At 69.1% G+C, this 25,184-nt stretch carries 20 protein-coding genes and 5 pseudogenes; 12 read left to right on the top strand and 13 right to left on the bottom strand.

Annotation, left to right across the window (positions count from 1 at the left end; genetic code table 11):
• The first annotated feature begins 47 nt into the window (after positions 1–47).
• Together OG798_RS52195 and OG798_RS52190 are read left to right on the top strand one after the other, a co-directional pair.
• A pseudogene (locus OG798_RS52195) lies at positions 48–1,411 on the top strand (ISNCY family transposase).
• Between the two features lie 255 nt (positions 1,412–1,666).
• The gene (locus OG798_RS52190) at positions 1,667–2,236 is read left to right on the top strand and encodes a GNAT family N-acetyltransferase (protein WP_121413378.1); all 570 of its coding nucleotides are present in this window, start codon (positions 1,667–1,669) and stop codon (positions 2,234–2,236) included.
• 204 nt (positions 2,237–2,440) lie between these two features.
• On the opposite strand, the gene OG798_RS52185 is transcribed toward OG798_RS52190, so the two are convergent.
• Both OG798_RS52185 and OG798_RS52180 read right to left on the bottom strand, forming a co-directional pair.
• Positions 2,441–3,091 carry a carbonic anhydrase gene (locus OG798_RS52185; protein WP_095850130.1) on the bottom strand — a complete coding sequence of 217 codons (651 nt, stop codon included), beginning with the start codon at positions 3,089–3,091 and terminating at the stop codon, positions 2,441–2,443.
• A 99-nt stretch (positions 3,092–3,190) separates the two neighbouring features.
• Positions 3,191–3,838, bottom strand: a complete 648-nt coding sequence (locus OG798_RS52180; protein ID WP_328759852.1) for an L-threonylcarbamoyladenylate synthase — start codon at positions 3,836–3,838, stop codon at positions 3,191–3,193.
• A gap of 173 nt (positions 3,839–4,011) precedes the next feature.
• Between OG798_RS52180 and OG798_RS52175 the strand changes: the two are divergent.
• A pseudogene (locus OG798_RS52175) lies at positions 4,012–4,185 on the top strand (IS630 family transposase); the annotation flags it as partial.
• Positions 4,186–4,231: 46 nt separating this feature from the next.
• On the opposite strand, the gene cpt reads toward OG798_RS52175, so the two are convergent.
• Positions 4,232–4,762, bottom strand: a complete 531-nt coding sequence (gene cpt, locus OG798_RS52170; RefSeq protein ID WP_328983012.1) for a chloramphenicol phosphotransferase CPT — start codon at positions 4,760–4,762, stop codon at positions 4,232–4,234.
• A 602-nt stretch (positions 4,763–5,364) separates the two neighbouring features.
• Here cpt and OG798_RS52165 point away from each other — a divergent pair.
• Positions 5,365–6,102, top strand: coding sequence for a DUF4142 domain-containing protein (locus OG798_RS52165; RefSeq protein WP_328760210.1), 738 nt, complete (start codon positions 5,365–5,367; stop codon positions 6,100–6,102).
• 213 nt (positions 6,103–6,315) lie between these two features.
• Here OG798_RS52165 and OG798_RS56925 read toward each other — a convergent pair whose 3' ends face one another.
• The 7 genes from OG798_RS56925 to OG798_RS52125 all read right to left on the bottom strand — a co-directional run bounded on the left by OG798_RS56925 (position 6,316) and on the right by OG798_RS52125 (position 12,923).
• Entirely contained in the window at positions 6,316–7,125 is an 810-nt protein-coding gene (locus OG798_RS56925; RefSeq protein WP_443054161.1) for a hypothetical protein, read from the bottom strand.
• Positions 7,126–7,168: 43 nt separating this feature from the next.
• Complete coding sequence (locus OG798_RS52150) at positions 7,169–8,086, bottom strand: IS3 family transposase (protein ID WP_328759848.1); 918 nt, start codon at positions 8,084–8,086, stop codon at positions 7,169–7,171.
• Positions 8,083–8,391 (bottom strand): transposase, encoded by a 309-nt coding sequence (locus OG798_RS52145; RefSeq protein ID WP_181802966.1) that lies wholly within the window; start codon positions 8,389–8,391, stop codon positions 8,083–8,085. The genes OG798_RS52150 and OG798_RS52145 overlap by 4 nt, the downstream gene beginning before the upstream one ends.
• A 291-nt stretch (positions 8,392–8,682) precedes the next feature.
• Positions 8,683–9,339, bottom strand: coding sequence for a hypothetical protein (locus OG798_RS52140; RefSeq protein ID WP_328759847.1), 657 nt, complete (start codon positions 9,337–9,339; stop codon positions 8,683–8,685).
• Positions 9,340–9,445: 106 nt separating this feature from the next.
• The gene (locus OG798_RS52135; protein ID WP_328759846.1) at positions 9,446–10,324 is read right to left on the bottom strand and encodes an RHS repeat-associated core domain-containing protein; all 879 of its coding nucleotides are present in this window, start codon (positions 10,322–10,324) and stop codon (positions 9,446–9,448) included.
• Positions 10,325–10,456: 132 nt separating this feature from the next.
• On the bottom strand, positions 10,457–11,731 hold the full coding sequence (locus OG798_RS52130; RefSeq protein WP_328759845.1) for a M20 family metallo-hydrolase: 1,275 nt from the start codon (positions 11,729–11,731) through the stop codon (positions 10,457–10,459).
• A 73-nt stretch (positions 11,732–11,804) separates the two neighbouring features.
• Positions 11,805–12,923 carry a diaminopropionate ammonia-lyase gene (locus OG798_RS52125; RefSeq protein ID WP_257039864.1) on the bottom strand — a complete coding sequence of 373 codons (1,119 nt, stop codon included), beginning with the start codon at positions 12,921–12,923 and terminating at the stop codon, positions 11,805–11,807.
• Positions 12,924–13,038: 115 nt separating this feature from the next.
• On the opposite strand from OG798_RS52125, the gene OG798_RS52120 reads away from it, so the two are divergent.
• From OG798_RS52120 to OG798_RS52105, 4 genes and pseudogenes are all read left to right on the top strand, one after another.
• Positions 13,039–13,980, top strand: coding sequence for a LysR substrate-binding domain-containing protein (locus tag OG798_RS52120; protein WP_121413383.1), 942 nt, complete (start codon positions 13,039–13,041; stop codon positions 13,978–13,980).
• Positions 13,981–14,602: 622 nt separating this feature from the next.
• A pseudogene (locus OG798_RS52115) lies at positions 14,603–14,812 on the top strand (ferredoxin); the annotation flags it as partial.
• 363 nt (positions 14,813–15,175) lie between these two features.
• A complete protein-coding gene (locus OG798_RS52110) occupies positions 15,176–16,378 on the top strand; it encodes a cytochrome P450 (RefSeq protein WP_328759844.1) in 1,203 nt (400 codons plus the stop codon).
• Between the two features lie 62 nt (positions 16,379–16,440).
• Positions 16,441–17,067, top strand: a complete 627-nt coding sequence (locus OG798_RS52105) for a nucleotidyltransferase family protein (protein ID WP_328759843.1) — start codon at positions 16,441–16,443, stop codon at positions 17,065–17,067.
• Here the strand turns inward: OG798_RS52105 and OG798_RS52100 are convergent.
• Positions 17,059–17,437, bottom strand: a pseudogene (locus OG798_RS52100) (transposase); the annotation flags it as partial. The gene OG798_RS52105 and the pseudogene OG798_RS52100 overlap by 9 nt on opposite strands.
• Before the next feature lie 292 nt (positions 17,438–17,729).
• Here OG798_RS52100 and OG798_RS52095 point away from each other — a divergent pair.
• Positions 17,730–19,427, top strand: coding sequence for an NAD-dependent malic enzyme (locus OG798_RS52095; RefSeq protein WP_443054160.1), 1,698 nt, complete (start codon positions 17,730–17,732; stop codon positions 19,425–19,427).
• On the top strand, positions 19,424–20,896 hold the full coding sequence (gene fumC / locus OG798_RS52090) for a class II fumarate hydratase (RefSeq protein ID WP_328759841.1): 1,473 nt from the start codon (positions 19,424–19,426) through the stop codon (positions 20,894–20,896). Before OG798_RS52095 ends, fumC begins: the two co-directional genes overlap by 4 nt.
• A 133-nt stretch (positions 20,897–21,029) precedes the next feature.
• Here fumC and OG798_RS52085 read toward each other — a convergent pair whose 3' ends face one another.
• Complete coding sequence (locus tag OG798_RS52085; protein ID WP_095850141.1) at positions 21,030–21,407, bottom strand: MerR family transcriptional regulator; 378 nt, start codon at positions 21,405–21,407, stop codon at positions 21,030–21,032.
• A 117-nt stretch (positions 21,408–21,524) separates the two neighbouring features.
• Here OG798_RS52085 and OG798_RS52080 point away from each other — a divergent pair, with 117 nt between their 5' ends.
• Both OG798_RS52080 and OG798_RS52075 read left to right on the top strand, forming a co-directional pair.
• On the top strand, positions 21,525–22,598 hold the full coding sequence (locus OG798_RS52080) for an alkene reductase (RefSeq protein WP_328759840.1): 1,074 nt from the start codon (positions 21,525–21,527) through the stop codon (positions 22,596–22,598).
• A 188-nt stretch (positions 22,599–22,786) separates the two neighbouring features.
• Positions 22,787–22,998: pseudogene (locus OG798_RS52075) on the top strand (hypothetical protein); the annotation flags it as partial.
• A 333-nt stretch (positions 22,999–23,331) separates the two neighbouring features.
• Here the strand turns inward: OG798_RS52075 and OG798_RS52070 are convergent.
• Positions 23,332–25,170, bottom strand: coding sequence for a GMC family oxidoreductase (locus tag OG798_RS52070; protein WP_328759839.1), 1,839 nt, complete (start codon positions 25,168–25,170; stop codon positions 23,332–23,334).
• Between the last annotated feature and the right edge of the window lie 14 nt (positions 25,171–25,184).

The raw sequence follows: 25,184 nt of genomic DNA, 5'->3' as shown, positions 1-25,184 counted from the left end.
TATGGCCGTCACAGTGGAGACGGGTCTTGGGGTCGGGGGTGGGGGCGGTGTTGCGTGTCGCGGGAGTGCAAGACGCCTGGTGGGAGGTACTGCCGGAGCATGCGCGGCTGTTATCCGCCGAACTGAGCCTGGTCGACGCGTTCTTGGACGACGAGCGTTTCATCGCTCCGTGGCGGGCGATGTTCGCCGAGCGGCTGGGGCGGCCGTCGGTGCCGGTGGAGACGCTGCTGCGCCTGCTGTATCTCAAGCACCGTTACCAGCTGGGTTACGAGACCCTGTGCCGTGAGGTCGCGGACTCGCTGAGCTGGCGCCGGTTCTGCCGTATCCCGCTGACTTCCCCGGTGCCGCACCCGACCACGTTGGTCAAGCTGGTACGCCGTGGCGGAGCGCAGGCGGTGGACGAGCTGAACGCGGCTCTGCTGGGCAAGCTGGTCGAGGACAAGCTGCTGCGGTGCCGCAAGCTGCGCATCGACACGACCGTGATGGAAGCCGACATCGACCACCCCACGGACGCCGACCTGCTCGAACACGGGGTACGCAAACTGGGCCGGCTGGTGGGGCGGATCAAGGCGTCGGGGCAGCCAGGCGCACCCGCTTCCGTGATCGCAGCCGGGCTGCGGGACGCCGCGTGAAGGAGATCTCGCGCACGCTGCGGCGGCGCACCGGCCAGGCGCTGGGCGAGATCGACCGGCTCACCGGTGAAATCGCCGCGGTAGCCCGCGCGACCTTGCGGGACGTGGCGGCGGTGGAGCGCAATGCCCGGCGCACGCTGGGCAAGCAGCCTTCGGGACGACTCGCGCACCTGGTGGGTGAGCTGGCCGAGACCGTGGTGGGCACCCGCCGGCTGCTGGGGCAGACCGCCTTGCGGCTGGCGGGCATCCGCACCATCCCCGACCGGCTGGTCTCATTGGCCGACCCCGACGCCCGGCCGATCCGCAAGGGCAAGCCCCAGCACCCCACCCAGTTCGGCTACACCGCGCTCGTGGCCGAGGACGAACGCGGCTTCATCGTCGACCATCAGGTCCAGCGCGGGAATCCGGCCGATGCGCCACAGCTGGTTCCTTCGGTGCAGCGCGCCGTGTCACTGACCGGCCGCCCGCCCGGCACGGTCGTCGCCGACCGCGGCTTCGGCACCGCGGCCAACGATCTGGCCCTGGCTGAACTCGGTGTCGAGCGGATCGGCCTGCAACGCGCCGGGAAACCTGGAAAGGCACGGCGTGAGTACGAACAGAGCCGCCCATTCCGGCGGATGCGCAACTGGAGAGTCGGCGTCGAGGCCCGCATCAGTCACCTCAAGCGCAGCTTCGGCTTCCGTCGCACGCGCCTGCGCCGCTTGGCCGGCGCCCAGACCTGGGCCGGACTGGGGATCTTCGCCTACAACCTCCAGCGGATGACCGTCCTCAGCCGGTGAGGGACACACCGCCGACCGGCCGACGGCGTTTCGCATTCCTACAGCACCGGCCCCGTCACCAGCCCAAACCCTTTTTCAGGGGCAAGTAGCTAGAGACCTTTAACGGCGCGGGGTTACGGCGGGTCGTGACGGGATGGTGTCCCGCCGGGTGGTGTAGTCCGTGAGGATCTGCGCAGCGGGTCCGGCCTGGGCGAGCACCGAAGGGTTCGGCATAACCGATCGACACCCTGATCCTGATCGGGTTGGCTGGGTGGCATGCCAGAGCTGCGAACCGCTCGTCTTCTGCTCCGCCGGTGGCGGGAGTCCGACCTCGAACCGTGGGCGGCCATGAACGCCGATCCTGAAGTCCGAGAACACCTGGGGGAACTGCTGACGCGGGAGCAAAGCGATGCCACGGTGGCACTCATGCAGGCCGAGTTTGACGAGCGAGGTTTTGGGTGGTGGGCGCTCGAAGCACGAGCGACTGGTGAGTTCATCGGACGTGCCGGCTTGGATGCGGTGGGCGAGGACATGCCGTTCGCGGGGGTGGATATCGGTTGGCGGTTGATGCGTTCCGCGTGGGGGCACGGTTACGCCACCGAGGCCGCCCTGGCCTGCCTGGCTTTCGGCTTCGAGGCCCTCGGGCTGCCGGAAGTGGTGGCATCGACGACCGTCCACAACCTTCGTTCTCAGGCAGTGATGCGCCGGATCGGCATGACCCGGGATCCGGCCGACGACTTCGAGGATCCGAGCGTGCCCGAGGGGCCGCTTCGCCAGTGTGTGCTGTACCGGATCCCCCGCAGAGAGGCTCACGGCCTACATCATGCGGCGCAGCACGACCCGTGACGGCTGTCATGGGCCGCGCTATGCCGGGAGAATGAAACAGCAACAGGTGAGCGTCGCTCACCACCAGCGCCCTGTCGCGCGCGGCGAGCCGCCGAGCATGCTGAACGTCAGCACGCTCGGACCAATCGTAGCGTCGGCGGTTAGGACCACGGGACACCTCTCGGCGGGGCGGGCCTCCGGTCGTCGTCTGCCCAGTGAAACTGCTCAGGCGCTGGAGCCGGAGGTGGCCGCTTCCGCCTCCAGCCCGCGGGTCGTGACCAGGCGGGCGCTGCCGTCGGCCAGCCGGTAGGACAGGCCCACTACGGCGGTCCGTCCGCTGTTGACCTGGTCGGCGAGGATTCGGGAGCGATCCAGGAGAAGGTCGACGGTGTGCCGTATGTGCTCGGCGATGATGTCGTCGTCCGCGGTGAGACCGGCGGCGCGTGCGGCGAGGATGCTCGGCGTCACGCGCTCAATGAGGTCGCGTACGTAGCCGCTGGCACCGACACCGTCGGTCAGGGCGGCGCGGGTCGCAGCGACTGCTCCGCACGAGTCGTGGCCCAGGATCACTACCAGCGGGCAGTCCAGCACGGTCACTCCGTACTCGATGCTGCCGAGTACCTCCGGACCGGCCACGTGGCCCGCAGTGCGGACCACGAACAAGTCACCCAGACCCCGGTCGAAGATGATCTCGGCGGCCAGGCGTGAGTCGGAACAGCCGAAGAGCACCGCGAAGGGGCGCTGGCCGGGTGCGGTCTCGGCGCGGCGGGCGGCATCCTGGTTCGGGTGCTGCGGTTCGCCTGCGACGAACCGCTGGTTGCCGGCCAGCAGCAGCTCGAAGGCTTCGGACGGGGTCAGGGCCGGGGCGTCACTCATGTCGGCAGGCTACGACGAGGGCCGGCTCAGCACACCATGGGGTCCGCCACACCGGGCGCGGGCGCTTCATCAGGCCGGCTGCGACGCCGTCGGGCGAGGTCACGCGCCGTCCTGTAGGTCGGGCGCCACCGTGCGCAGCCGTTCGGCGCTGATCGCGCCCGCGCGCTTCAGGACAGGGACCGGGCCGGTGAGATCCACAATCGTGGAGGCTACGGCGGCCGCAGTGGGACCGCCGTCCAGGTAGACGGCGACCGAGTCGCCGAGCATGCCCTGGGCGGCATCGCAGTCCTGCGGGGACGGCTTGCCGGTCAGATTGGCGCTTGAGACGGCCATTGGCCCGGTCTCGGCCAGCAGTTCAAACGCCACCGGATGGGAGGGCATCCGAACCGCGACCGTCCCGTGGGTCTCCCCGAGATCCCAGTCCAGTGAGGGCTGGTGACGCGCGACCAGGGTCAGACCGCCGGGCCAGAATGCCTCCACCAGAGCCCAGCCCTGTTCGGGGAAGTCGACGATCAGGTCGTGCAGCGCGTCGGCGGAGGCGACCAGCACCGGTGAGGGCATGGCGCGGCCCCGGCCCTTGGCCCGCAGCAGCCGATCCACCGCCTCGCCGTTGAATGCGTCGGCACCGATGCCGTACACGGTGTCCGTGGGCAACACCACCAACTCACCCCGGCGCACCGCCAAGGTTGCCTCACGCAGCACGTCGGCTCGCCCGGATACCGTGGCGCAGTCATAGCGACGAGCCATCGCTGTCCTTCCTCGCGTCGGGCGTTCCGCCCGCACCTGCTCAGTCACTCCGGCAGGCTATCGGCACGACCGTGGCGAACCTGCTCGCGCCGCGGCAGAAGCTCGGCCCGTGCGGCTCGTTGGGTCGTACGAGTGAATGCGTGCATGCTCGGCTGACGGAACCGCGGACAATCATCGCCAACTCCAACGACACCGTGCAGACCCGGGCCCCGCACACCTACCTGCGCCGGCGCAACGCCAACGCCCGCCACCCTGACATCCTCGCCGCACAACGCAAGGAACGCGCCCGCACCCTCAGCGAGAAGGGCCTCCGCTGGGGCGGACGCCCCCTCACCACCTCCGCCTGACTCGTTCCGGCGCTGCGGTCACAACGGCAGGCAGCCGGGCCGTCGATCACTTGGCACGTGCTGCGATGGTCCGTGCGCACTCCATCGCCTCTGCATGTGTGGTGTCCACCTCCAGGTCATAGACCACGCCCTGGTGGACCACTTCCGCCTGGGACGCGGCCATCCCGACGGTCCGATCGCCTCGTGCGACCTCCCGGCCTGCGGCCACCGCGGCGTCACACCTTACGCCGACCCACAGCACCCGCAGTTCACCCAAGGCTTCCTGCCATCGCTGCTGTGAGTACGCTCCGCCGAGGAAGACCTCATCGACGATCACCCGGGCGCCCGCACGGGCCATCGCTGCAACCCCCTCGATCCATGCCGCTTCCAGCGTTCGGAACTCAGGACCGACGACCACCTCTCCGTCCGGAGCGAACTCGATACCGCCATCCGACGCCTGCATGGAAGCTGGCATCGCCTCAACCAGCGTGTCTGTCCCGAGGGCCAGCCACGGATCCGGCAGGACTGCCTGCAGACACCGAACGATGCCGGATTTCCCCGAGCTGGAACCACCGTTGACAACGATCACCTGAGTCATCACCGCGCCACAGTAGAGGCGCCAGGGCAACGCTCGAAACGGATTTCCGCGAACCCTGCGCCGCCTGCGACAACCCGGCGAACCCTCCCGGTCAGGGCACTAGGCGGTAAGCGAGAACCTGCATCCGGACGACAAAATGCCTAGTCAGAGGCCCTTTATGACTTAGTCAGAGGCCCTTCATGGCTAGTCAGGCCAGGGGTGGCTGCCTTGACCGTTGCTTCGGTTTTGGCGCCCTGACCCCTGGGACGATGCGGGGAATCGGTGACCAACGCGCCGACGCCGGGCCGGTCAGCTTCGTGGAACCGGGCAGCGCGCTGACGCCGGACCTGCCGATCTCCAGTTCCTGGTCGCGCCGCAGGTCACCCGCGCTGCCCGGCCGTCCTCGCTCTGGACCAGCCTGGCACCCGGACCATCCAAAGACGCCGTGTGCCGTCGTCGCGCACACTCGCGCGCTTCCCGTGCGCGGTTCATGAACCCTTTTTCCGGGCCGGGTGAACCTGACCGGCGCCGTGTGCGTAATGCTCTTCGTCCGCCCCAGTCGGGCGATGACGGACCGGCGGCTTTCTTGACGGGCAGGAGGAACGGTGCAACGTTCGCTGAACATGGTGGGCGGTATCTTCGTAGGGGGCGCGCTGGCCCTGACACTTGGCGCGCTGGTCTACCCATCAATGCTCGGAGTTGACACCGTGTCGACCTCGAACGACCGGATCATCGCCAACACCCAGTGGGGGCCGTTGACCGAGGGTGACCGGGCCTTCGTGGTGGCGGTGCGCGCTGCCGGTCTGTGGGAGCACCCGGTGGGGCAGATCGGCCTCCAGAAGGGGCAGAGCAAGGGGGTCCTCACCGCCAGTCAGCACCTCATCGACGGGCACGCGGCGCTGGACGAGACCTGCCGCAAGATCGCACCGATGCTGAACGTGACGCTGCCCAACGTGGCCAGCCCGCAGCAGGAAGGTTTCGTCACCGCCCTCAAGGCGGACACCGGCAAGCAGTTCGACATCGACTTCGCCAACATTCTTCGCCAGACGCACGGTTCGATCTTCAACACCGTGGCAAAGATCCGCTCGACGACGAAGAACACCCTGGTGCGCGCCCTGGCCGACCAGGCCAACGACACCGTCCTGGATCACATCACGGTGATGGAGAAGACCGGCCTGGTCGACTTCGACACCACGCTGTTCAAGCAGACCACCCCACCGAAGCTGCCCAAGTCGGACATGACCCCGCCGGTCCCGCCCGCCGGCCAGCCCCCCATCGTCCTCCCTCCCCCGCCGAACGCCACATCCACCCCGGTAGACCTGGGCCCGGCCCTGAACGGCCAGCCCACCAACGGCAGCTAGACGCTGTCCCTCGTATCCCCCGACATGGGTGGGGTTCGATGGACTCGACAACGGTGCGGGCTCACCAGCATGTAGCCGACGCGAGGAGGGCGCCACCGGCTGGCGGTTGTTCAAACAAGGGCACTGGCCGGGGGCCGAACCAGACCACTGGCACGGGCAGTCCGCCGGCACGGACGACCTGGCCGGCTACAACGACGTCGTGTGCGAGGTCGTCTAGGAAGTCCAACACCAGATGGGCATCGTGGTGTCCGCCTGGGTCGACCCCTCCCAGGTGATCGTCGACCCAGGGCTGGGCTTCGTCAAGACCCGCAAGAACGACTGGACGCTGTTGGCAAGGATCGATACCTGGGCCCAGCTCGGCCGTCCCGTCCTGGTCGCGGCCTCCCGCAAGCGATTCCTGGGAACGCTGCGGGCCGACCGGGACACGGGCGAACCCCCGTCCGGCCCGCGCCCGCGATGCTCCCACCGCGGCGGTATCGGCGTTGGCCGCCGCCCAGGGCGCGATATGGCGATGTCCGTCGGCGGATCGGTGTCGGCCGCGGCCAGCAGGAGGCGCTTGAGGGTGGTGTAGGACCGATGACTGGTCGTGTCAGGGCGCACGATGGTGAAGTGGTCACCTGGCAGAACCCCGGCGTCAGGGAATACGCCGCGGGCCGACGCAGGCGTGACGACGTTGTCGGTCTCCCCCGCGTAGACCGAGAACGGGATCGGGCACGTCCGCTCGGTGGCAACGTCGGCGTTGACGATGTCGCGCAGAACGATGCGCTGGGTGTCGGTGATCTGCTCGTCAAAGGGGCGCAGCTGGCGCTCCTGGGGATTGGCCCGAAGGGTCCAACGGCGCAGCGTCAGACCCAACTCGGAGCCGTTGTTCGGGCAGGCAAACAAGACTACGCGGCGGATCCGCTTCAACTCCTCACCGCGCCCTTCGATGGGCATTCGCGCCAGGAAGCGTTGCACGACCAGCCCGCCCTGGCTGTGCGCGACCAGAGCCAGATGGCTGAAGCCCTCTGCCTCGGTATCCATGAACTCCTTGAGTGAGGTTCCCCCGGCGTGCGGGAGGTGCTGATCAGCTGGTCAGGGCGGGTTGACGGGGTTTCAGGCTCGTTCGTTCGGCCGTTGCCTGGTCGGCGTAGTGCTTCTCCTCGAACTCGATCGGGCTGAGGTAGCCGAGCCGCTTCTGGATGCGCCGGGAGTTATAGAAGCCGTCGATGTACTCGAACAGAGCGAGATTCGCCTCGGCGCGGGTGGCGAAGACGCGGCCGCGGATGCACTCCGTCTTGATGATCATCCACAGGTTCTCCGCGAGAGCGTTGTCGTAGCTGTCCCCGACCGAGCCCATGGATGCTTCAACTCCCGCTCGTGGCAGTCGGGTTGTGAGCTTCACGGATGTGTATTGACAGCCGTGATCCGCATGGTGGATCAGCTTGCCCGGTTCGACTTCCCGGCTCGCGAGAGCGTACTCGAGGGTGGTCAGGACCAGGTCGGCGTCCGCGCGGGCGGAGGTCTCCCAGGCGACCACCCGGCGGGAGAACGCGTCCCGGATCGCCGAGAGCCACAAGGGCCCCTCACTGGTGGTGATCATGGTGAGGTCGGTGACCCCCAGCCGGTTCGGCGCGGGTGCAGTGAAGTCCCGCTCGACCAGGTCCGGGGCGAGTGTGGCCTTGGGATCGCGGCGCGTGAAGCCGCCCCGGCGTGGGCTGATCCCCGCGATCTCGGCCTCGCGCATCAACCGCTCGACCCGCTTGCGGCCCACGTGGACGCCCTCGCGCTTGAGCACGGCGTGCACGCGCGGCGAGCCGTAGATCCCGCCCGAGTCGGCGTGGATCTCCTTGATCTGCTCGGTGAGTTCCACGTCGCGGCGCCGGCGTTCGCACGGCTCGCGCTCGGCACGACGCCAGCGGTAGTACGTCGAGGAGGCGATGGAGAGTTCCCGGAGTACGCACTCGACCCCCAGGTGCGGGTGCTCGTCAACGAGCGCCGTCACCTGGGCCGGGTCGGGTCGAGCTGCGCCGCGAAAAACGCCGAAGCCGTCCGCAGGACCTCGTTCGCCCGCTTGAGCTGGACGTTCTCCTTGCGCAGCGCGGCGAGCTCGGCGCGTTCATCGGTGGTCAGCCGGTCATCCCGCTCGCCGGCGTCCGCCTCGGCCTGGCGGATCCAGCCGCGCAGAGCCTCCGGATGCACGCCGAGGTCGACCGCGAGCTTCTTGATCTGCGGCTTTGGATCGGCGGTGCGGTACATCCGTACCGCACGCTCACGCAACTCCAGCGAGTACTTTCTGGGGGCAGCCATGGTCGATGTTCCTCTCATGAGTCCCATCTGACCCCCTGTCAACTCACTCCGCATCTCGGGGGAAGCTCAATCTCTACCTCCGCGCCTTCCAGGGACTGGACAGATGAAGGTCCACGAAGGCGCGAGACGGTTACAGCGTCAAGCGCGCGTGTGAACTGCTGCTGACGGCCTGCGCCAGTGGGCACAGGATGGGCTGGAAGATCATGTACAACGGCTCGCCGAGCGCTGCCCGGAACCCTTCGACCAGTGACAATCCTCGAGGCCTCGCTCGCTCCCTGTCGCGCTGCCGAGTCAGGAGCCCGGGGCGGCCTCACTGATGTCCTGGTACATATGGTCCATGAGTTCGCCCATCTCGCGGATGTCGGAGTTCGGGGTGTCGGCGTTCTGCGCCGCACGGCGCAGCCAGTCGGCGGTCGTCAGGGCGAGTGTGGTGGCGTCTTCTTCGCGGTTGTCGCCGAGGAGTTCCTCGATCCGGAAGGCGAGACCGCCCAGGGTTTCATCGTTGGTCTCGGGCGTCAGGTAGCCGCGCAGGCCGGTGGGGTACGGGTCCTGCGCTCTGGCCTGCCGCACAGCGGCAAGTACCGCGGGGTCGTCGCTGTACCGGTCGAGATGGCCCAGGAGGACGTAGATCCGCGCGATCAGCCGTGGCCGCCCGGGGTGGCGGTCCAGCCAGGCCATCAGCTCCCGCTGGCCACCGAGGTGGTCGATGAGCGGGGTCAGCGCCTCCACCGACTTGGTGGGGAGATCCCAGTGGTGGGGAAGGAGCTGGGCCACTTCGTCGGCGAGGCTCGCCTCGTCCTCGGGGCTGAGCGTACCGGCGGTGAACCCGCCGACCTTCAAGCTGTCCAGGGCGAACCCGTCCGGCCCTGCCTGGTGGGTGAGGCGTGAGGAGCCGTGCCGCCGGCGCAACAGTTCACCGACGCTCTTGAGGAGCGGCTTGTCGTGCACGAAACCTCCTGATGAACGCTCTCAAGGGCCCCTCGTCCGGGACGGGGAACGCGGGCGACGCGGTCTGGACGGCGATACCGATCGGTGCCCTCCGACGTCGGCACCACTACCCTGCCGCCCGGTCGCGGTGTCCGCGCGCCCGGTGACCCGGATGAGTGCGGAGCGCTTGGCGTCTGAGGGGCTGGGTTGTGTCCGGTCGGCAGGCCGGCCACTCGGCGCTGTACGTCACGCAGGCTGCCGCGTCTTCGGCCGCGCAGGCTCCCGCGCCCTCCGCCTTCTCCGCGTCGACCACGAAGCGTTCCGCCGACCGCGTCCTATAGGCGTCGGTGAGGCCGATGACGTCCGCTGCCAGGTTGGTGGGCGTGCTGCCCGAACCCGCGTGGTGGTGCAGCACCGGCGAGTGAGAGTCGGTGTCGGTGGGCGTCCGGCTGAGGCAGCTGGGGCAGTTGCGAGCCGGGCAGTCGACGTCCGAGCAGGCACCGGTCGGATCGGAGCCGGTGACCGGGGTGTCGTAGGCGTTCCAGGACTGCGGGGCGCCGGTGTCCAGCAGGGGGTCGGGGCTGAGGAATCGGCCGATGGACGGGGCGTACTCCCGGGCGCCGAGGTTGGTCAGGCCCGTGTTGTCGTCCTGGGTACCGCCGGCATACCCCCGTTGCCCGATCCAGGCTCTGGACTGGTCGCGGGTCTCGCCGAAGGGTTTGTACTGGCGGCGGGTGACCTGCTGGGTCTGGGCGTCGATGGCCAGGGTGCCCGTGCCCTGGCGGTCGGGGATCAGGTAGGTGAAGTGGCCATCGGAGGAGTGGGTGGCCACGGTCTCACCGGCGATGGAGATGTAGCGGACGCCGTCGGCGCTCGTGGCGTCCTTCTTGAGCGTGATCTCCTCGTCGCCCGCGTAGAGGGTGGTGGTGTCGGGGCTGTGGCGGAGCAGCAGGCTTCCGTCGGCGTCGTAGAGGTACTGATGCTGCGCAGCGGCGCGTACAGCCACCGCACTGCCACGGGCGAACACACCATCCGCGTCTTGGGTCTCAACCGCCCCGATCTCGTCGCGGGCCGCAAGGACGCCTTCTGCTTCCTCGCCTACTCTGCCCTGCGGGACTGGCGCGGAGGCCGGTAGTGGTCAGTCCTGGCCGGCCAAGCGGAGGAGAGTGGTCGCGAGGACGTTGACGCCGTGGCCGCATGCTTCGGGGGTGGAGTATTCGCGGGGGTTGTGGCTGATGCCGTCGTACTCACCGCGTACGAAGATCATGGCTGTGGGGCAGAGCGCGGCGATCTCCTGAGCGTCGTGCCCAGCGCCGGAGAGCAGGGAGATGTGCTTCAGACCGTGGTCGTCGGCGGCCTGAGCGATGACCTTCTGGACGCCTTCGTCGAAGGGAATGCAGGAGGTCTGGGCCATTCGCCGGGTATGGAGGGACAGTGCTGGCTGGCTGTCTTCCAGAGTGTGCAGGAAGGCGGCGAGGTCCGCCTCGGCGCGGGCCATCCGGGCATCGTCGGGGTTGCGCAGGTCGACGGTCATCTCGGCGCGGGCAGGGACGATGTTGGTCAGGTCCGGGTGGACGGTCAGGTGGCCGACCGTCGCACGCAGGTCGCCGTAGTTCCCGGAGTCGACCATGGTCCGCAGATGGACGATGATCTGGGCGGCGGCGAGGCAGGCGTCGGCGCGCAGGTGGGTGGGGGTGGTGCCGGCGTGGGCGGCGCGGCCGTGGATGGTGATCTCCTGCCAGGAGATGCCTTGAACGCCGGTCACGACGCCGACCGTGACTCCGTTCTCGGCGAGCACGGGGCCCTGTTCGATATGGCACTCGACGTAGGCGTGCGGCGGTTCGAGGCGTACGTCGGCGGGGCCGTTGAAACCGGTGCGGGTAAGTTCCGCGCCGAGGGTGAGGCCGTCGCGGTCGGTCAGGGCGTGGGCGTACTGAAGAGTGAGGCGTCCGGCGGCGACCGCGCTGCCGAGCATGTCGGTGCCGAAGCGGACGCCTTCTTCCTCGGTGAAGACGCCGACCTCGATGGGGTGGCGGGTGGTGATGCCGTGCTCGTTCAGCACCCGTACGACTTCGATGCCGCCCAGGACTCCGAGGCAGCCGTCGAAGGCGCCGGCGGTGGCGACGCTGTCGATGTGCGAGCCGGTCAGCACCGGGGCCGCGGTGGGGTCGGTGCCCTCTCGGCGGCCATAGATGTTGCCCATGGCGTCGACGCGGACGTTCAGCCCGGCCTGTTCCATCCACGCGATGACCCGGCGCCGCCCGGCGGCGTCGGCGTCGGTCAGGGCTAGGCGGTTGACGCCGCACAGACCGGTGCGCTCGTCGTCGTACGCGCCGATCTCGGCGAGGTTCATCAGGGACTGCCACAGGCGGTCGCGATTGACAGTGATCTTGTCGGGGGTGGTGCTCGTCATGACCTGGCTCTCAGAAGTCGTCGCAAAACGGTGCGGCGGTGACCGTGACCGCAGGGGAACGAAGTGGTGGGGATCAGTGGCCGGGGGTGCTGTGGGGGTTGGCGGTGCTTCCCTCGGTGCTCAGCAGCACCACCGTTGAGGCGGGGCCGAGGCCCAGGGCGGTGCGGCGCTCGTCGGCGCCGTGGCCGGTGAGCGCGGCGCGGAGGCCGGCGAGCGGGGCGGCGCCGCAGGGGCCGGAGGAGACGCCGAGGGCGGCGAGGTCACCGGCCGCGCGGGCGCTGTCGACGTCGGTGATGGAGATGGCGGCGTCCAGCCCGCTGCGCAGGTGGGGCCAGGCGATGCTGGAGGGAGTACCGCAGTTCAGGCCGGCCATGGTGGTGTCACCCGTGGTGACGCTGACCGGTTCGCCGAGCGTGAGGCTCTCGATGACACAGGAGGCGGCCTGGGGTTCCACCGCCAGCAGCGCCGGTGCGTGGCCGGCCGGGCGGCTGCGGTAGTGGGTGACGACGGCCTGGGCCAGCGAGCCCACGCCTACCGGGACGGCGACGAGATCGGGTATCCCGGCACCGGCGGCCGCAAGCTGCTCGTCGATTTCGGCGCAGAGGGTGGAGTAGCCCTCGACGATCCAGCCCGGGATCGTCTCGTAGTCCGGCCAGGCGGTGTCCTGGAGCAGCACCGCGTCCGGAGCGGCAGCCGCCTCGGCCGCTTGCCGCACGGCCTCGTCGTAGGATCCCGCGACCCGGATGACCTCCGCCCCTTCGGCGGCGATGGCGGCCGCGGCCTGCGAATGAACTCCCTTCGGGACGAAGACGTGGGCCCGCTGGCCGAGCAGGCGTGCCACACGGGCCACAGCGCGGCCGTGGTTGCCGTCGGTGGCGGTCACCAGTGTGAGCGGACCCAACTCCTCACCGTGCGCCGCCCGCTCGGCAAGGGTGCGGTGCACCGCCCACGACGCGCCGAGCGCCTTGAAGGCGGGCAGGCCCAGACGGGACGACTCGTCCTTGACGAACACCCTCCCGACCCCCAGCTCGGCGGCGAGCGAAGGGAGTTCGGGCAGTGGGGTGGGGGCGTACTCGGGCAGGGAGGCGTGGAAGGCACGCACCTGGACCGGGGCGGGCGCGCAGGTCCAGGACCTGGCGGCGGGCCGCGCCCACCACCGCACCGTGCGGAGGACAGAAGTCTCTTGAGTCACGCAGACAGCGTGCTGCGCACACATCCATTCGGTCCAGCGAACGTTTCCGACCTATATTCATCAGAGAAGCCGACCAGTCAAGATGCGTCGCGACTCCGAGGAGAGCACTCCGCCGATGTTCGACCTGCACCGACTGCGCCTGCTGCGCGAGCTCAAACACCGCGGCACCCTCGCGGCCGTCGCCGCCGCCCTCTCCTACAGCCCCTCCTCCATCTCCCAGCAGCTCTCCCAGCTGGAGGCAGAGGTCGGCGTGCGGCTGCTGGAACCGGTCGGGCGACGCGTGAGGCTGACCGCCCAGGCGGAGATCCTGGTCGCCCATACCGAGGCAGTGCTGGAGCGGCTGGAGCGCGCCGAGGCGGACCTGGCCACCTCCCTGACCGATCTCACCGGCACCCTGCGCATCGCCTCGTTCCAGACAGCCGCCCTCACCCTGGTGCCCGGCGCGCTGAGCCTGTTGCGCAGCCTCCACCCCGGCCTGCGGGTACACGTCACGCAGATGCCACCGGAAATGGCCCTCTCGGCACTTCAGGCCCGCGACTTCGACCTGGTCATCGCCGAGGAGTACCCGGGCGACCCCAACCCCCGGCCCGCCGAACTGGAACAGGAAGACCTGCTCGACGACCCCCTCCACCTCGCGCTGCCCGCATCAGCGGGTGACACCGCCGGGAACAGCCCCACGGCGTCACTGCGCTCACTCGCCGACCATCCCTGGGCCATGGAACCCGAAGGAACAGCCGCCCGGCACTGGGCCATGACCCTGTGCCGCACCGCCGGTTTCGAACCCGACGTACGATTCGAAACCACCGACCTCCTGATCCACCTACGCCTCGTCGAGCGAGGCCACGCCGCCGCCCTGCTCCCCGACCTCATATGGAACGGTCAGACCCCGACCGTCGCACTGCGCCCGCTCCCCACCGGCCGGCAAACACGCCGCATCTTCACCGCGGTACGGCGCGGCCGCAGCCAACACCCCGCCATCCAGGCATGCCGCCACGCACTGCGGCGAGCGGTCACGCAAACGGCCGCGGCCGACAGCGGTGGGGTGGAGCGGACGTAAGTGCCTGTTTCACACTTCTGTGATCAGGTGACTTTGGGGACCGGATACCGTTGTGAGGACATGGCATCCGAATGCCTTGGGCCAGCGATGCAGTAACTGATCTCTTGTCGCGCCCAGTTGGACGGGCTCGCCAAGGCCTCGCTGCTACGGACCTCTCTGTCAAAGTTCCCTACGTTGTCTGCGGGGGCAGCCTGCCTTCGTAGGGGACAACCACCTGCTCGCTCTGTAAGCAGCTGTTGTCGTACCGGTCTCGGGGTTTGCCGATCGGACGAATCACCGAGCAACAGGAGACCCTGGTGCTGCTGTCTTCCGTGCCGATGCCCTCGCCCATGACCTGCTCGCCTCGCCGCTCAAGCCTGTGCCCGTCACCGGCTACTCCAGCCTGGGACCCGGACCGGTGGCAGTCGGGCCCAAGGCCGTCCGACGTTCAGGCGGCCGGCGCCTCGTCTCCCTTGCGGTTGGCCGGTCGGGTGCGCATCGGCTTGCCCGACCGCCTTCGCCTTGCGAGCGCCCCACGCAGAGGCTCACCCTGAAGGAGAGACATGCCGACCACCGTATGGGCCGAGCGCAGATGGCTGCGGAGTCTGCGGGAACCGCGGCCCACGCAGGGAGCGGGATCCAGATGAGGCTCGTCGTCGATCTCAACCGGTGCAAGGGATTCGCGCAATGCGTCTTTCTCGCCCCGGACGTCTTCGCCCTGCACCGCGATGAGGCGTTGCTGTTCTCCCCTCGCTTCGACGAGGCAGAGCGTGACCAGGTGGAGAAGGCTGCGGCCGCCTGCCCGGTCCAGGCCCTCCTTGTCGACTACTCCGATGAGCCGACGAAGGAGGTGGAGCCTTCGCGGGGCGACGAGCTGGTCGTCGCCCGGGGGACGCTCACCGAGGAGCGGTTCGTCGCCGTGTACGGGTACCGCGGCCGCGTCATTACCGCGGCGTCCTTCGACGGAGCCAAGTGGCTGGGGTTCTACGCGCAACAGATCGCGGCCGACGCGCCCTTCCCGCCGCAGTACCGCACGGTCGACCGTCGCACCGAGACGCTGCAGCCGGTCGACCCCGCCTTCCCGGATCCCCATCTGCCCACCCACGGGGCCACGGTCACGCTGACGGGTCACTCAACGACCGAGCGGCGTGTCGAGTTCGTTCCGTCGCATGCCTGATCACCAGCCATGCGCCGCACGGAGCCCTCAGGAGACACCATGACGCCCGACACCATCTCCGCCCAGATCACCGACTACGCCAATCGGGCCGATCCGTACCCGCTCTACGCGGAGCTGCGCAAGACACCGGTCAGGCGGGAGGACGACGGCACCTACCTGGTCAGCACCTACCACGAGGTGCGGAGCCTGGCCAACGACCCACGGCTGAGCAACGACACGAGGAACCGCCCACCCGGCTACGCCCGCCCCGGGCAACCGGCGGAGGAGACCGGCCTGCCGCCCAGCTTCATCTTCACCGACCCGCCCTTGCACGACCAGCTGCGCAGCACCATCAACCGGCCGTTCGGTCCCCCGCACAGCCCCAGATTCCTCGACGGCCTGCGCGGAGAACTGGCCACGGTCGTCACCGAGCTGCTCGACGCCTTCGACGGCAAGGACCAGGTCGACATCGTCGAGGACTTCTCCTACCCCCTTCCCGTCACCGCCATCTGCAAGGTCCTCGGCGTGCCGCGCGAGGACGAACCACGCTTCCACGTCTGGGCCGATGCCCTGGCGTCGTCACTCGATCCCCACTCCGGCGACGACGGCGGCCCGGAAAAGGCACAGCGGGCACGCCAGGACCTGGGCGCCTACCTGGCCGATCTGATCGAGGCCAAACGCCGCCACCCCGGCCCCGGGATCCTCAGCGCGCTCGCCCCCGACATGACACCCGCAGACCTGGAGGCCACCGCGGTGCTGCTCCTGGTCGCCGGCCACGAGACCACCGTCAACGCCATCACCAACACGACCCTCACCCTGCTGCGCCACCCCGACGTCCTCCAGCGGTTCCAGAAAGAGCCGGAGCTGGCCGTCCCGATCATCGAGGAAGTGCTGCGGTACGAGCCCCCGGTCCAGTTCGTCCCGTGGACCACCGCACTGGCCGATATCGACATCGCCGGCACCACGATCCCCAAGGGCTCGCCGATCTGGCTCATGGTGGCCGCGGCCAACCGCGACCCCAGACGCTTCAAGGACCCCGACCGGTTCGATCCCGACCGCAAGGACAACGAGCACCTGGGTTTCTACACCGGCATCCACTACTGCTTCGGCGCCCCTCTCGCCCGTATAGAACTACATGTGGCTGTTCCCGAACTGTTCCGCCGGGTCAAGTTCTCCGGGCTGCTCCAGGACCCGCCGCCGTACCGCGCCAACGCGGTGCTGCGCGGCCCCCGCCACCTTCCCGTGGCGATCGAGGGCAACTGACCGTTTCAGAATGAGACCTTGAGTCTGCGGGCGGTGTCTGTGGCGGGTGATAGGCATGGAGAGTGATCAGTCGCCTTCCTCTCGATGAGCAAAGCGCCGCTCTGCAAGCGGTGTTGTCCCGCAACGACGTGTTGTTGGAGGTGCTGTCCCGGACCGCGGCGATGGGCCTGCCGGGGTGGTACTTGACCGCTGGGTGCCTGTTCCAGACCGTATGGAACGTCGTCACGGACAGGTCGCCGACCAGCGGGATCAAGGACTATGACGTCTTCTACTTCGACGACAGCGACTTGTCATGGGAGGCGGAAGATGCGGTGATCAGGGCAGGTCAGGAAGCTTTTGGGGGTCTCCCCACCCAGGTCGAGATCCGAAACGAGGCGCGCGTCCACCTCTGGTACGAGCAGAAGTTCGGCGTGCCCTGTGACCCGCACACGTCCACAGAGTCGGCCATTGACTGCTTCGCCGCGACGACCTGTTGCATGGGAGTCCGCCTGGAGCCTGACGGGCGGTGGCGCGTCTACGCGCCGCACGGTCTGGCCGATGTGTTCAATCTGGTCGTGCGTCCGAATCCGGTGCTTGCCCCGCAGGAGGTCTACGAGACCAAGGCGGCCCGCTGGAGGCAGCAATGGCCCGAACTCACTGTGCTGGACTGGCCGGCAGCCCCGGCGCCGCTGACGGGCCCATTATCCTGATCTGCGCAGGCGGCGGAGGCAGATGATGCTGCAGGCCAGCTCCAGCAGGCTCTGGTGGAGGTCGGCGCGGCGTTCGTAGCGGATCCGCGGGCGCTTGAACTGGTGGAGCCAGGCACATGTCCGTTCGACCACCCACCTGGTGCGTCCGAGACCGGAGGTGGGCGGCGCCGCGTCGGGCGATGAGGGGCTTGATGCCGCGCCTCCACAGCAGGCGGCGATACTTGTCGAAGTCGTAGCCACGGTCGGCAAACAGGCGCTTTGGCCTGTGGCGGGGCCGCCCTCGCAACCCGCGGATCGGCGCGGTTGCGGACAGCAACGGGATCAACTGCGTGACATCGCACCGGTTTCCGCCGGTCAGGGAGACGGCCAGGGACCAGGTCGACGGACACCTCGCAGAGGTTGTAGGAATGGCGTGTTCTGCGCGGGCGCACACAATCAATCAAGGTCGTGGATGATCAAGCGTTGTGGGGCGTGGAGATCTGACGAGCAGTCAGTTGGCCCGGCTTGAGTCGCCGTTACTGGTGGGCAAGAAGTCGGGCCCGCCGTCGGCGCGGTCGTGTCGGCAGCTGAGCGACGGCATACGGCGGCGGACCACGGCGTCGGAATGCGCGGGCTTCCCCGGTGGCACTGCTTGGAGAACGGGTCAAGCATGGAAATAGGGGTTGGACTGCTGGAGTCATGCCCATAGAGGGGTTCCCATGCCGATACACACGCATTCCGTCCTGTTGGATCCGCTGACCAATCGGGGTACCGCTTTCACGGCGGAGGAGCGGGAGCGCCTCGGACTGGCAGGCCGGTTGCCGGACGCTGTGCTCACCCTTGACCAGCAGGCGATTCGTGCCTACGAGCAGTTGCAGCAGGAGCCGACCGATCTGGCGAAGTTCATCAATCTCGAGCAGGTGCACGACCGCAATGAGGTGCTGTACTACCGACTACTGCAAGATCACCTTGCCGAGTTGCTGCCGGTCGTCTACGACCCGACCGTGGGTGAGGCGATCAAGCGGTACAGCCACGAGTACCGGGGCCCGCGCGGGGTGTTCTTGTCCATCGACCGGCCGCAGGATGTGCGCCGCTCATTCGAGGCACTTCAGCTCCACCGGGATGAGGTCGACCTGGTGGTGGTCACCGACGCCGAGGAGATCCTGGGTATCGGCGACTGGGGTGTGCAGGGCATCCAGATCTCGGTGGGCAAGCTCGCCGTATACACCGCTGCGGCGGGGCTGCATCCCGCCCGCTGCGTGCCGGTGGTCATGGACATCGGCACCGACAACGAGAACCTGCTGAATGATCCCCTCTACCTGGGCGTGCGCCACAGCCGGGTGCGCGGGAAGCCGTACGACTCGTTCATCGAGAACTACCTGGAGACGGTCTCGGAGCTGTATCCGAACGCGCTGCTGCATTTCGAGGACTTCGGGCCGGGCAATGCCCGACGCATCCTGGAGACGTACGGGGACCGCTACCGGATGTTCAACGACGACATGCAGGGCACCGGGGCGATCACCCTGGCCGCCGCGGTGTCGGCCTTGAAGATCACCGGCGAGTCCTTCCGTGACCAGCGCGTCGTGGTCTTCGGCGCCGGCACGGCCGGGGTGGGCATTGCCGACCAGCTGCGTGACGCGATGGTCCGCGACGGACTGGAGCCCAAGGAGGCCACCCGCCGGGTGTGGCTGGTCGACAAGCAGGGGCTGCTGGTCGAGGGCATGCCGGACCTACGTGACTACCAGGCCCCCTACGCACGGCCGGCCTCGGAGGTGCAGGGCTGGGCGGACGGAGACATCGACCTGCTGACCACCGCCCGACACGTCCATCCCACCATGCTGATCGGCACCTCCACCTCGCCGGGCGCCTTCGACCAGCAGGTCGTCAGCGCAATGGCCGAGCACGTCGAGCGGCCGATCATCTTCCCGCTGTCCAACCCCACGGAGAAGATCGAGGCCATGCCGGCCGACCTGCTGGCCTGGACCGACGGCAAGGTCCTGACGGCGACGGGCATCCCGGTCGACCCCGTCGAACACGGCGGAGTCCGCCACGTCATCGGGCAGGCCAACAACGCGCTGCTCTACCCCGGTCTGGGCCTGGGCACCGTCGTCGCCGGAGCTACACGACTCACCGCCGGGATGCTGCTCGCCGCCGCGGAGGCAGTGGCCGGGCAGGTCGACGCCAGGGCCCCCGGCGCGCCACTGCTGCCGCCGGTGGCGAACCTGCGCGCTTCCTCGGCGACGGTAGCCGTGGCGGTAGTACGCGCGGCCGTCCAGGACAAGGTCGCCACCCGCCAGCCGGCCGATCTGATCCAGGCCGTGCAGGACACCATGTGGCAGCCGGTCTATGGACCGCTGTCCGAGAAGGAGGCGTCGCCATGACCTCCGGGCACCAGGACGCCGCCACCGGGCAGCCACCGAAGGTGCGGGACATCCCGATCGGCATCACCGCCACTGGCACCCGCCGCGAAACGGACTCGATGGGCGCCATTGAGGTGCCCGCCGACCGGTACTGGGGCGCCCAAACGCAGAGGTCCCTGATCCACTTCTCCATCGGCGACGACCGCATGCCGAAGGCCGTCTACCACGCCTACGGCTACGTCAAGAAGGCCGCCGCGCTCGTCAACGGGCGCGAGGGCCGTCTGCCCGGCTGGAAGGCCGATCTGATCGCGCACGTCGCCGACGAGGTGATCTCCGGCTCGCTGGACGACCACTTCCCCCTGTACGTGTGGCAGACCGGGTCCGGCACGCAGAGCAACATGAACATCAACGAGGTCATCAGCAACCGGGCGATCCAGCTGGTCGGCGGCACGCTGGGGTCCAAGACGCCCATCCACCCCAACGACCACGTCAACATGGGACAGTCCTCCAACGACACCTTCCCCACCGCGATGCACATCGCCGCCCTCCGCCAGATCCACGAACACATGCTCCCGAAGGTGATGGACCTTCAACACGCCGTGGAAGCCAAGTCCCAAGCGTGGTGGGACATCGTCAAGATCGGGCGCACTCACTTGGAGGACGCTGTCCCGCTGTCCGTAGGCCAGGAGTGGTCCGGCTACGCCGCCCAGGTCTCCGACGCCGTCGACCGTATCGAGGCCACCCTGCCGGGACTGTACGAACTGGCCGTAGGAGGCACCGCGGTCGGCACCGGTCTCAACGCCCCCGAGGGCTTCGGTGCCCGGGTGGCACAGGAGATCGCACAGCTGGCCGACTACCCGTTCGCCACGGCCTCCAACTCCTTTGCCGCCCAAGGCAGCCTGGATGCCATGGTGGCGGCTTCGGGCGGACTGAGGGCTCTCGCCGTGCCACTGATGAAGATCGCCAACGACATCCGCTGGCTCGCCTCCGGCCCCCGCTGCGGCATCAGTGAACTCGCCCTGCCTGCCAACGAGCCAGGCAGTTCCATCATGCCCGGCAAGGTCAACCCGACCCAGTGCGAAGCGATGGTCATGGTCTGCATCCAAGTCCTGGCCGAGGACAGCGCCATCGCCTTCGCCGGCACCCAGGGCAACTTCGAACTCAACGCCATGCGGCCCGTCATCATCAACAACTTCCTGCACTCCGCCCGCATTCTCGGAGACGCCTGCGAGAAGCTGCGAACCTACTGCGTCGAAGGCGTCGAACTGCATCGCCAGCAGATCGACGACTACCTCTCCCGCTCCTTGATGCTGGTCACCGCACTCTCGCCGGAGATCGGCTACGACAAAGCCAGCCGGATCGCGCACAAGGCGGAGGACGAGGGCACCACACTGCGCGAAGCCGCCCTCGCCACCGGCTACATCACAGCACAGGACTTCGACCGGATCGTCGACCCCAAGAAAATGGTCCACCTCACGGCTGCTTCGTAGCGGACGGCAAGCTTGTCGTAGCGAGTCTCGACGGCCCGGTGCCTTCAGACTCAACCCCAGACGGTCCCGGCAACCACCGGGGGCTGCCTGCTTCCCGGAGGAGCCGGTGCCGATCTACGAGCCCCTCCCCCAGTCAGCAGACCGCAGCCTTCCCCAGCTGTTCCCGGTGCGCCCGGGCCCTGGCCATCAGCTCGTCGAGCGTGTCCCTGGTCCGCACGAGGTCGGCGATGTGCGTGGAGAGCCGCTCACGCTCCAGTGCCATCCGCTCCAGCGCAGAGTCGGAGTTCTCCTCGCTGGGGGTGTCGACGCAGGGCAGCAACTCGGTGATGGTGCGGCTGGACAGGCCGGCGGCGTACAACCGCTGGATGAATGCCACCCGTTCGACCTCGCCGTCCGTGTAGTGCCGCTGCCCGCTCGGACTACGGGTACTGGTGAGCAGCCCCTGCTCCTCGTAATAGCGCACGGACCGGACACTGACTCCGGCGCGTGACGCGAGCTCCCCGATCCTCACAAAGTCCTCCCGGCTGAGTTCTGCGTCACAGACCCTTGCCTCTGACGTCAGTGTGAGGTTTTAGCGTAGCCGCCGTGCCCGAGCTACGGGCACGGCGGAACGCGAAGGAGTCCCGACATGACGACCCTCTTCACCAGCTACCGGCTCGGCGGCCTCACGCTGCCCAACCGGATGGTCATGGCCCCGATGACCCGGGTCCGGGCCGCCGCCGGTGGCTTGGCGACGTCGTCGATGGCGACCTACTACGCCCAGCGGGCCACAGCCGGGCTGATCGTGAGCGAGGGGGTACAGCCGAGCACGATCGGGCAGTCCAACCCGGGTACACCGGGACTGCACACCGACGAGCAGGTCGAGGCATGGCGCCCCGTGACCGCCGCCGTCCACGCCAACGGCGGCCGCATCTTCGCCCAGCTCATGCACGGCGGCCGGGTCTCCCATTCCGACACCACCGGCCTGCAGCCGGTCGGGCCCTCAGCCGTCCCCGCGGTCGGCGACGTGTTCACCCCGACCGGTCTCCAGCCCGCCCCGACGCCGCGCGCGCTGGACACCGCCGAAGTGCCCGAGCATGCGCGGTCGTACGCCGAAGCCGCGCGCCGCGCCGTCGACGCGGGCTTCGACGGCGTGGAACTCCACGGCGCCAACGGCTACCTGATCTCGCAGTTCCTCTCGTCCAACGCCAACCTGCGCACGGACCTCTACGGAGGCCCGGTCGCCAACCGGATCAGGTTCGCCGTCGAGGCCGTCGCCGCCACCGTCGAGGCTGTCGGCGGGGACAGGACCGGCATCCGCCTCTCACCGGGCGGGACCTTCTGGGGAGTTCAGGAGACCGACGTTCGCGAGCTCTACGCCGCGCTGCTGGTCGAACTGGCCCCCCTCGGGCTGGCCTATGTGCACCTCGAGGCCACCGCCGACGAAGAGGTGCTCGTCGCCCTGCGGCGAGCGTGGCCGGGCACCCTCGTCATGAACCCCGTCCTTCCGATGGGTCCGAAGCAGACCGGCCGGGACGACGCCGAGCACTGGCTCGGTCTGGGCGCCGATCTCATCAGCTTCGGCCGCGCCTTCCTCGCCAACCCCGACCTGGTCGAGCGGCTGCGGGGCGGACTTCCGATCGCCCCCGTCGACGAGGCCACGTATTACCAGGGCGGTGACTCGGGCTACCTGACCTACTCGGCCCACCAGTACGGGGCTTGATTCCCAGCGGCGGCGAACGGGCGAAACCAGTGCGGGCGGTGGTGCTCAGCCTCGCTCACGAGCACTCCCGCCGGCTGCCCCAGCCCTGCGCTCACGAGCGTGGAACGCGTCAGGCAGTACCGACACCCCGACGCCAGAGGCGCCACCCGCAACAGCGATACATGCCCTCGAACAACCTGGCGGACCGAGGGTATCGGCGCGTCCGCGGTGAGCTGCTCGTCCTGAGGGTGCAGGTGGCCGCCTCCACGGTATGGGAGATCTCGCAGGAGGCCGGGGCCGGCCCGGCCCCCGAGCGCTCAGCCGACGGATCCGGGTCTTGGGTGCGGCCGCACACCCGACCGCTTCCTGGATGGCGCAGGCCGCAAGGAATCTGGTCATGGACCGCGGGCCGGCCGCCTGCGGCTACGACCCGTTCTTCCTGCTCCGCGAGTGGCGGCCGCCGTCCGTGGCCGGGCATCTGCGGCAGCTGGCGGAACAGGAGTGTGCTGCACGGAAGTTGGCGGCCCGCCGGGAAGCGGACCGGCGGGCCCGGTGGGGCCGGGCTCGAGTGAGGGCGAGGCGTTCTGCCACTGTCGCGGACGCCGTGGCCGGGCCTACTCCCGGCACGCGGCCCCGAAGTGATGCCCGCTGCGGCCCGAAAGTGCAGAGACCCGCCAGGGTCTGCTTGAAGAGCCGGAAGGTTGGCGCGCGGCCGGGGCCGGAGCGGCGGCGCACCTCGGACGGCGGCGACTGTTCACGACGCCTTCGTCACGAAGCGTTCGGCGACGGCCAGGGCGGCCGCCATGATGCTCAGTTGCGGATTCACCTCCGGACAGCTGGGCAGCACGGAGCCGTCTGAGATCAGCACGCCGTCGACGCCGCGCAGGCGCCCGTCCGGGTCGGCGGGTGACCGCTCTGGATCGGCACCGGCAGCCGCCGTACCCGTGGGGTGAAACGCGGACACGTGCAGATGCCGCGCGGTCACCGTGTCCAGCAGCGCCTCGAGCTGGGCCGGGGTGCGGGCTCGCGGCACCTGCGGTACACCGGTCAGCACCTCCTCGGCGCCCGCCGCGAACAGCAGGCGGCCCATGGCCCGTTGGGCCCGGAGGAGGCGGCCGGCGTCGCGCGGCGTCAGGTCGTAGCGCAGCCATGTGCGGTCCCTGCCGAGGACACGCCCCGAGGGCCGGTCGGCGATCATGGCACCGAGTGTCGCGAGCTGATCCGTCCCTTCCAGTTCGCGGCGCAGCTCGCGTCCGATGCCGGGCAGCACGAACGAACTCATGCCTGCCGGCGCCGCGGTGGCTTCGATCAGGATGCCGTCGTCGCGCAGGTGCTCCACCCCGACGCTCTGCAGGACGCCCTTCCAGCCGGTGACCGGGCGGCCGAAGCGTCCCGCGACGCTGATCGCCGGGTGCACGCTGAGGTTGCGGCCGAGCCGCGGGTGTCCCCCGAGGCCGGAGCGGCGCAGTAGCGGCGGGGTCTGCAGGGCCCCCGCGGCGACCACGACCAAGGGGCTGAGGATCTCCAGTTCGCTGCCGTCCGGGCGGCGAACCAGCACCCCGGCAGCCCGTGGACCGCCCGGCCGGTCGCGGTCGACGAGGATCCGCCGGACGAGAGCGCCCGTCACGATACGGGCGCCGGACGCGCAGGCCTCGGGAAGCACGGACAGCTGGACGCTCTGTTTGGCACCGGTGGGGCAGCCGACGACACACTGGCAAGAGCCCCTGCAACCCGGGGCGTTGCGACGCAAGGGTGCCGCGTCCCAGCCGAGCGCCTTCGCTCCGGCCAGTGCGAGCAGTCCGTTGTTGCCCAGCACCTCCAGCGGCTGGGGTGCCACCTGCAGGGTGCGTTCCACCTCGTCGAGGTGGACGTCGAAGCCTTCGGCCGCCGCGAAGCCGTGCTGGTCAAGCCAGCGTGTGACGACGTGGTCCGGTGTGCGATAGCACGTTCCGGAGTTGACGACGGTGGTGCCGCCGACCGCGCGGCCCACGGGCAGGACCAGTGGGGGGCTGCCGAGGGCGATCGTCGCGCCGCCGTCCCGGTACAGGTCGGTGAAGCGGTCGAGCGGGGCCCGGCGCCCGAACGACGCACTGGTGTGGTGCTCCCCCTCCTCGAGGACGACGACACGCATCCCGGCGCGGGCGAGTGTCCGGGCGGCCATGGCTCCGCCGGCGCCCGAGCCGACAATGACGGCGTCGGCGCTCGAACGCGTGGGCCAGTCGCGGGACGGCGTGCAGTCGAGCGGCGGGTCGTCGGGGCCGGACGCCAGGGGTGCCGGGCGGTGCTGATGCAGCGTCCGTTCGGTACCGGCCGCCAGCAGCAGCGGTACTTTGACCGCGTCCAGGAGCGGCAGCAGGGCCCGGTGGGAACCGAGCGACCCCATGACCTGCTCCCGTTGCGCCGCGCTGAGCGCGGACAGCCGCCTGCCGGTTAGGGCCATGGTGTAGGCGTCGATCGCCGCGGCCGCGGCGCGCACGGCCGTCCGTATCGGAGCGGGCATGGCGTCGAGCAGCATCTCGGCCCTGCGCGGCACGGCCCGCGTCCACGCGGTGGTGCCGTCGTCCGCGAGCAGGGCGGCTGCGAGTCCCGTCAAGGCGGTGGTACCTC

Origin of the sequence: Streptomyces sp. NBC_00271, assembly GCF_036178845.1 — a bacterium.
In the GTDB taxonomy this organism is placed as follows: Bacteria; Actinomycetota; Actinomycetes; order Streptomycetales; family Streptomycetaceae; genus Streptomyces.
Note: the sequence above shows the minus strand (reverse complement) of the source record. Positions and strands in the feature narration are given on the sequence as shown.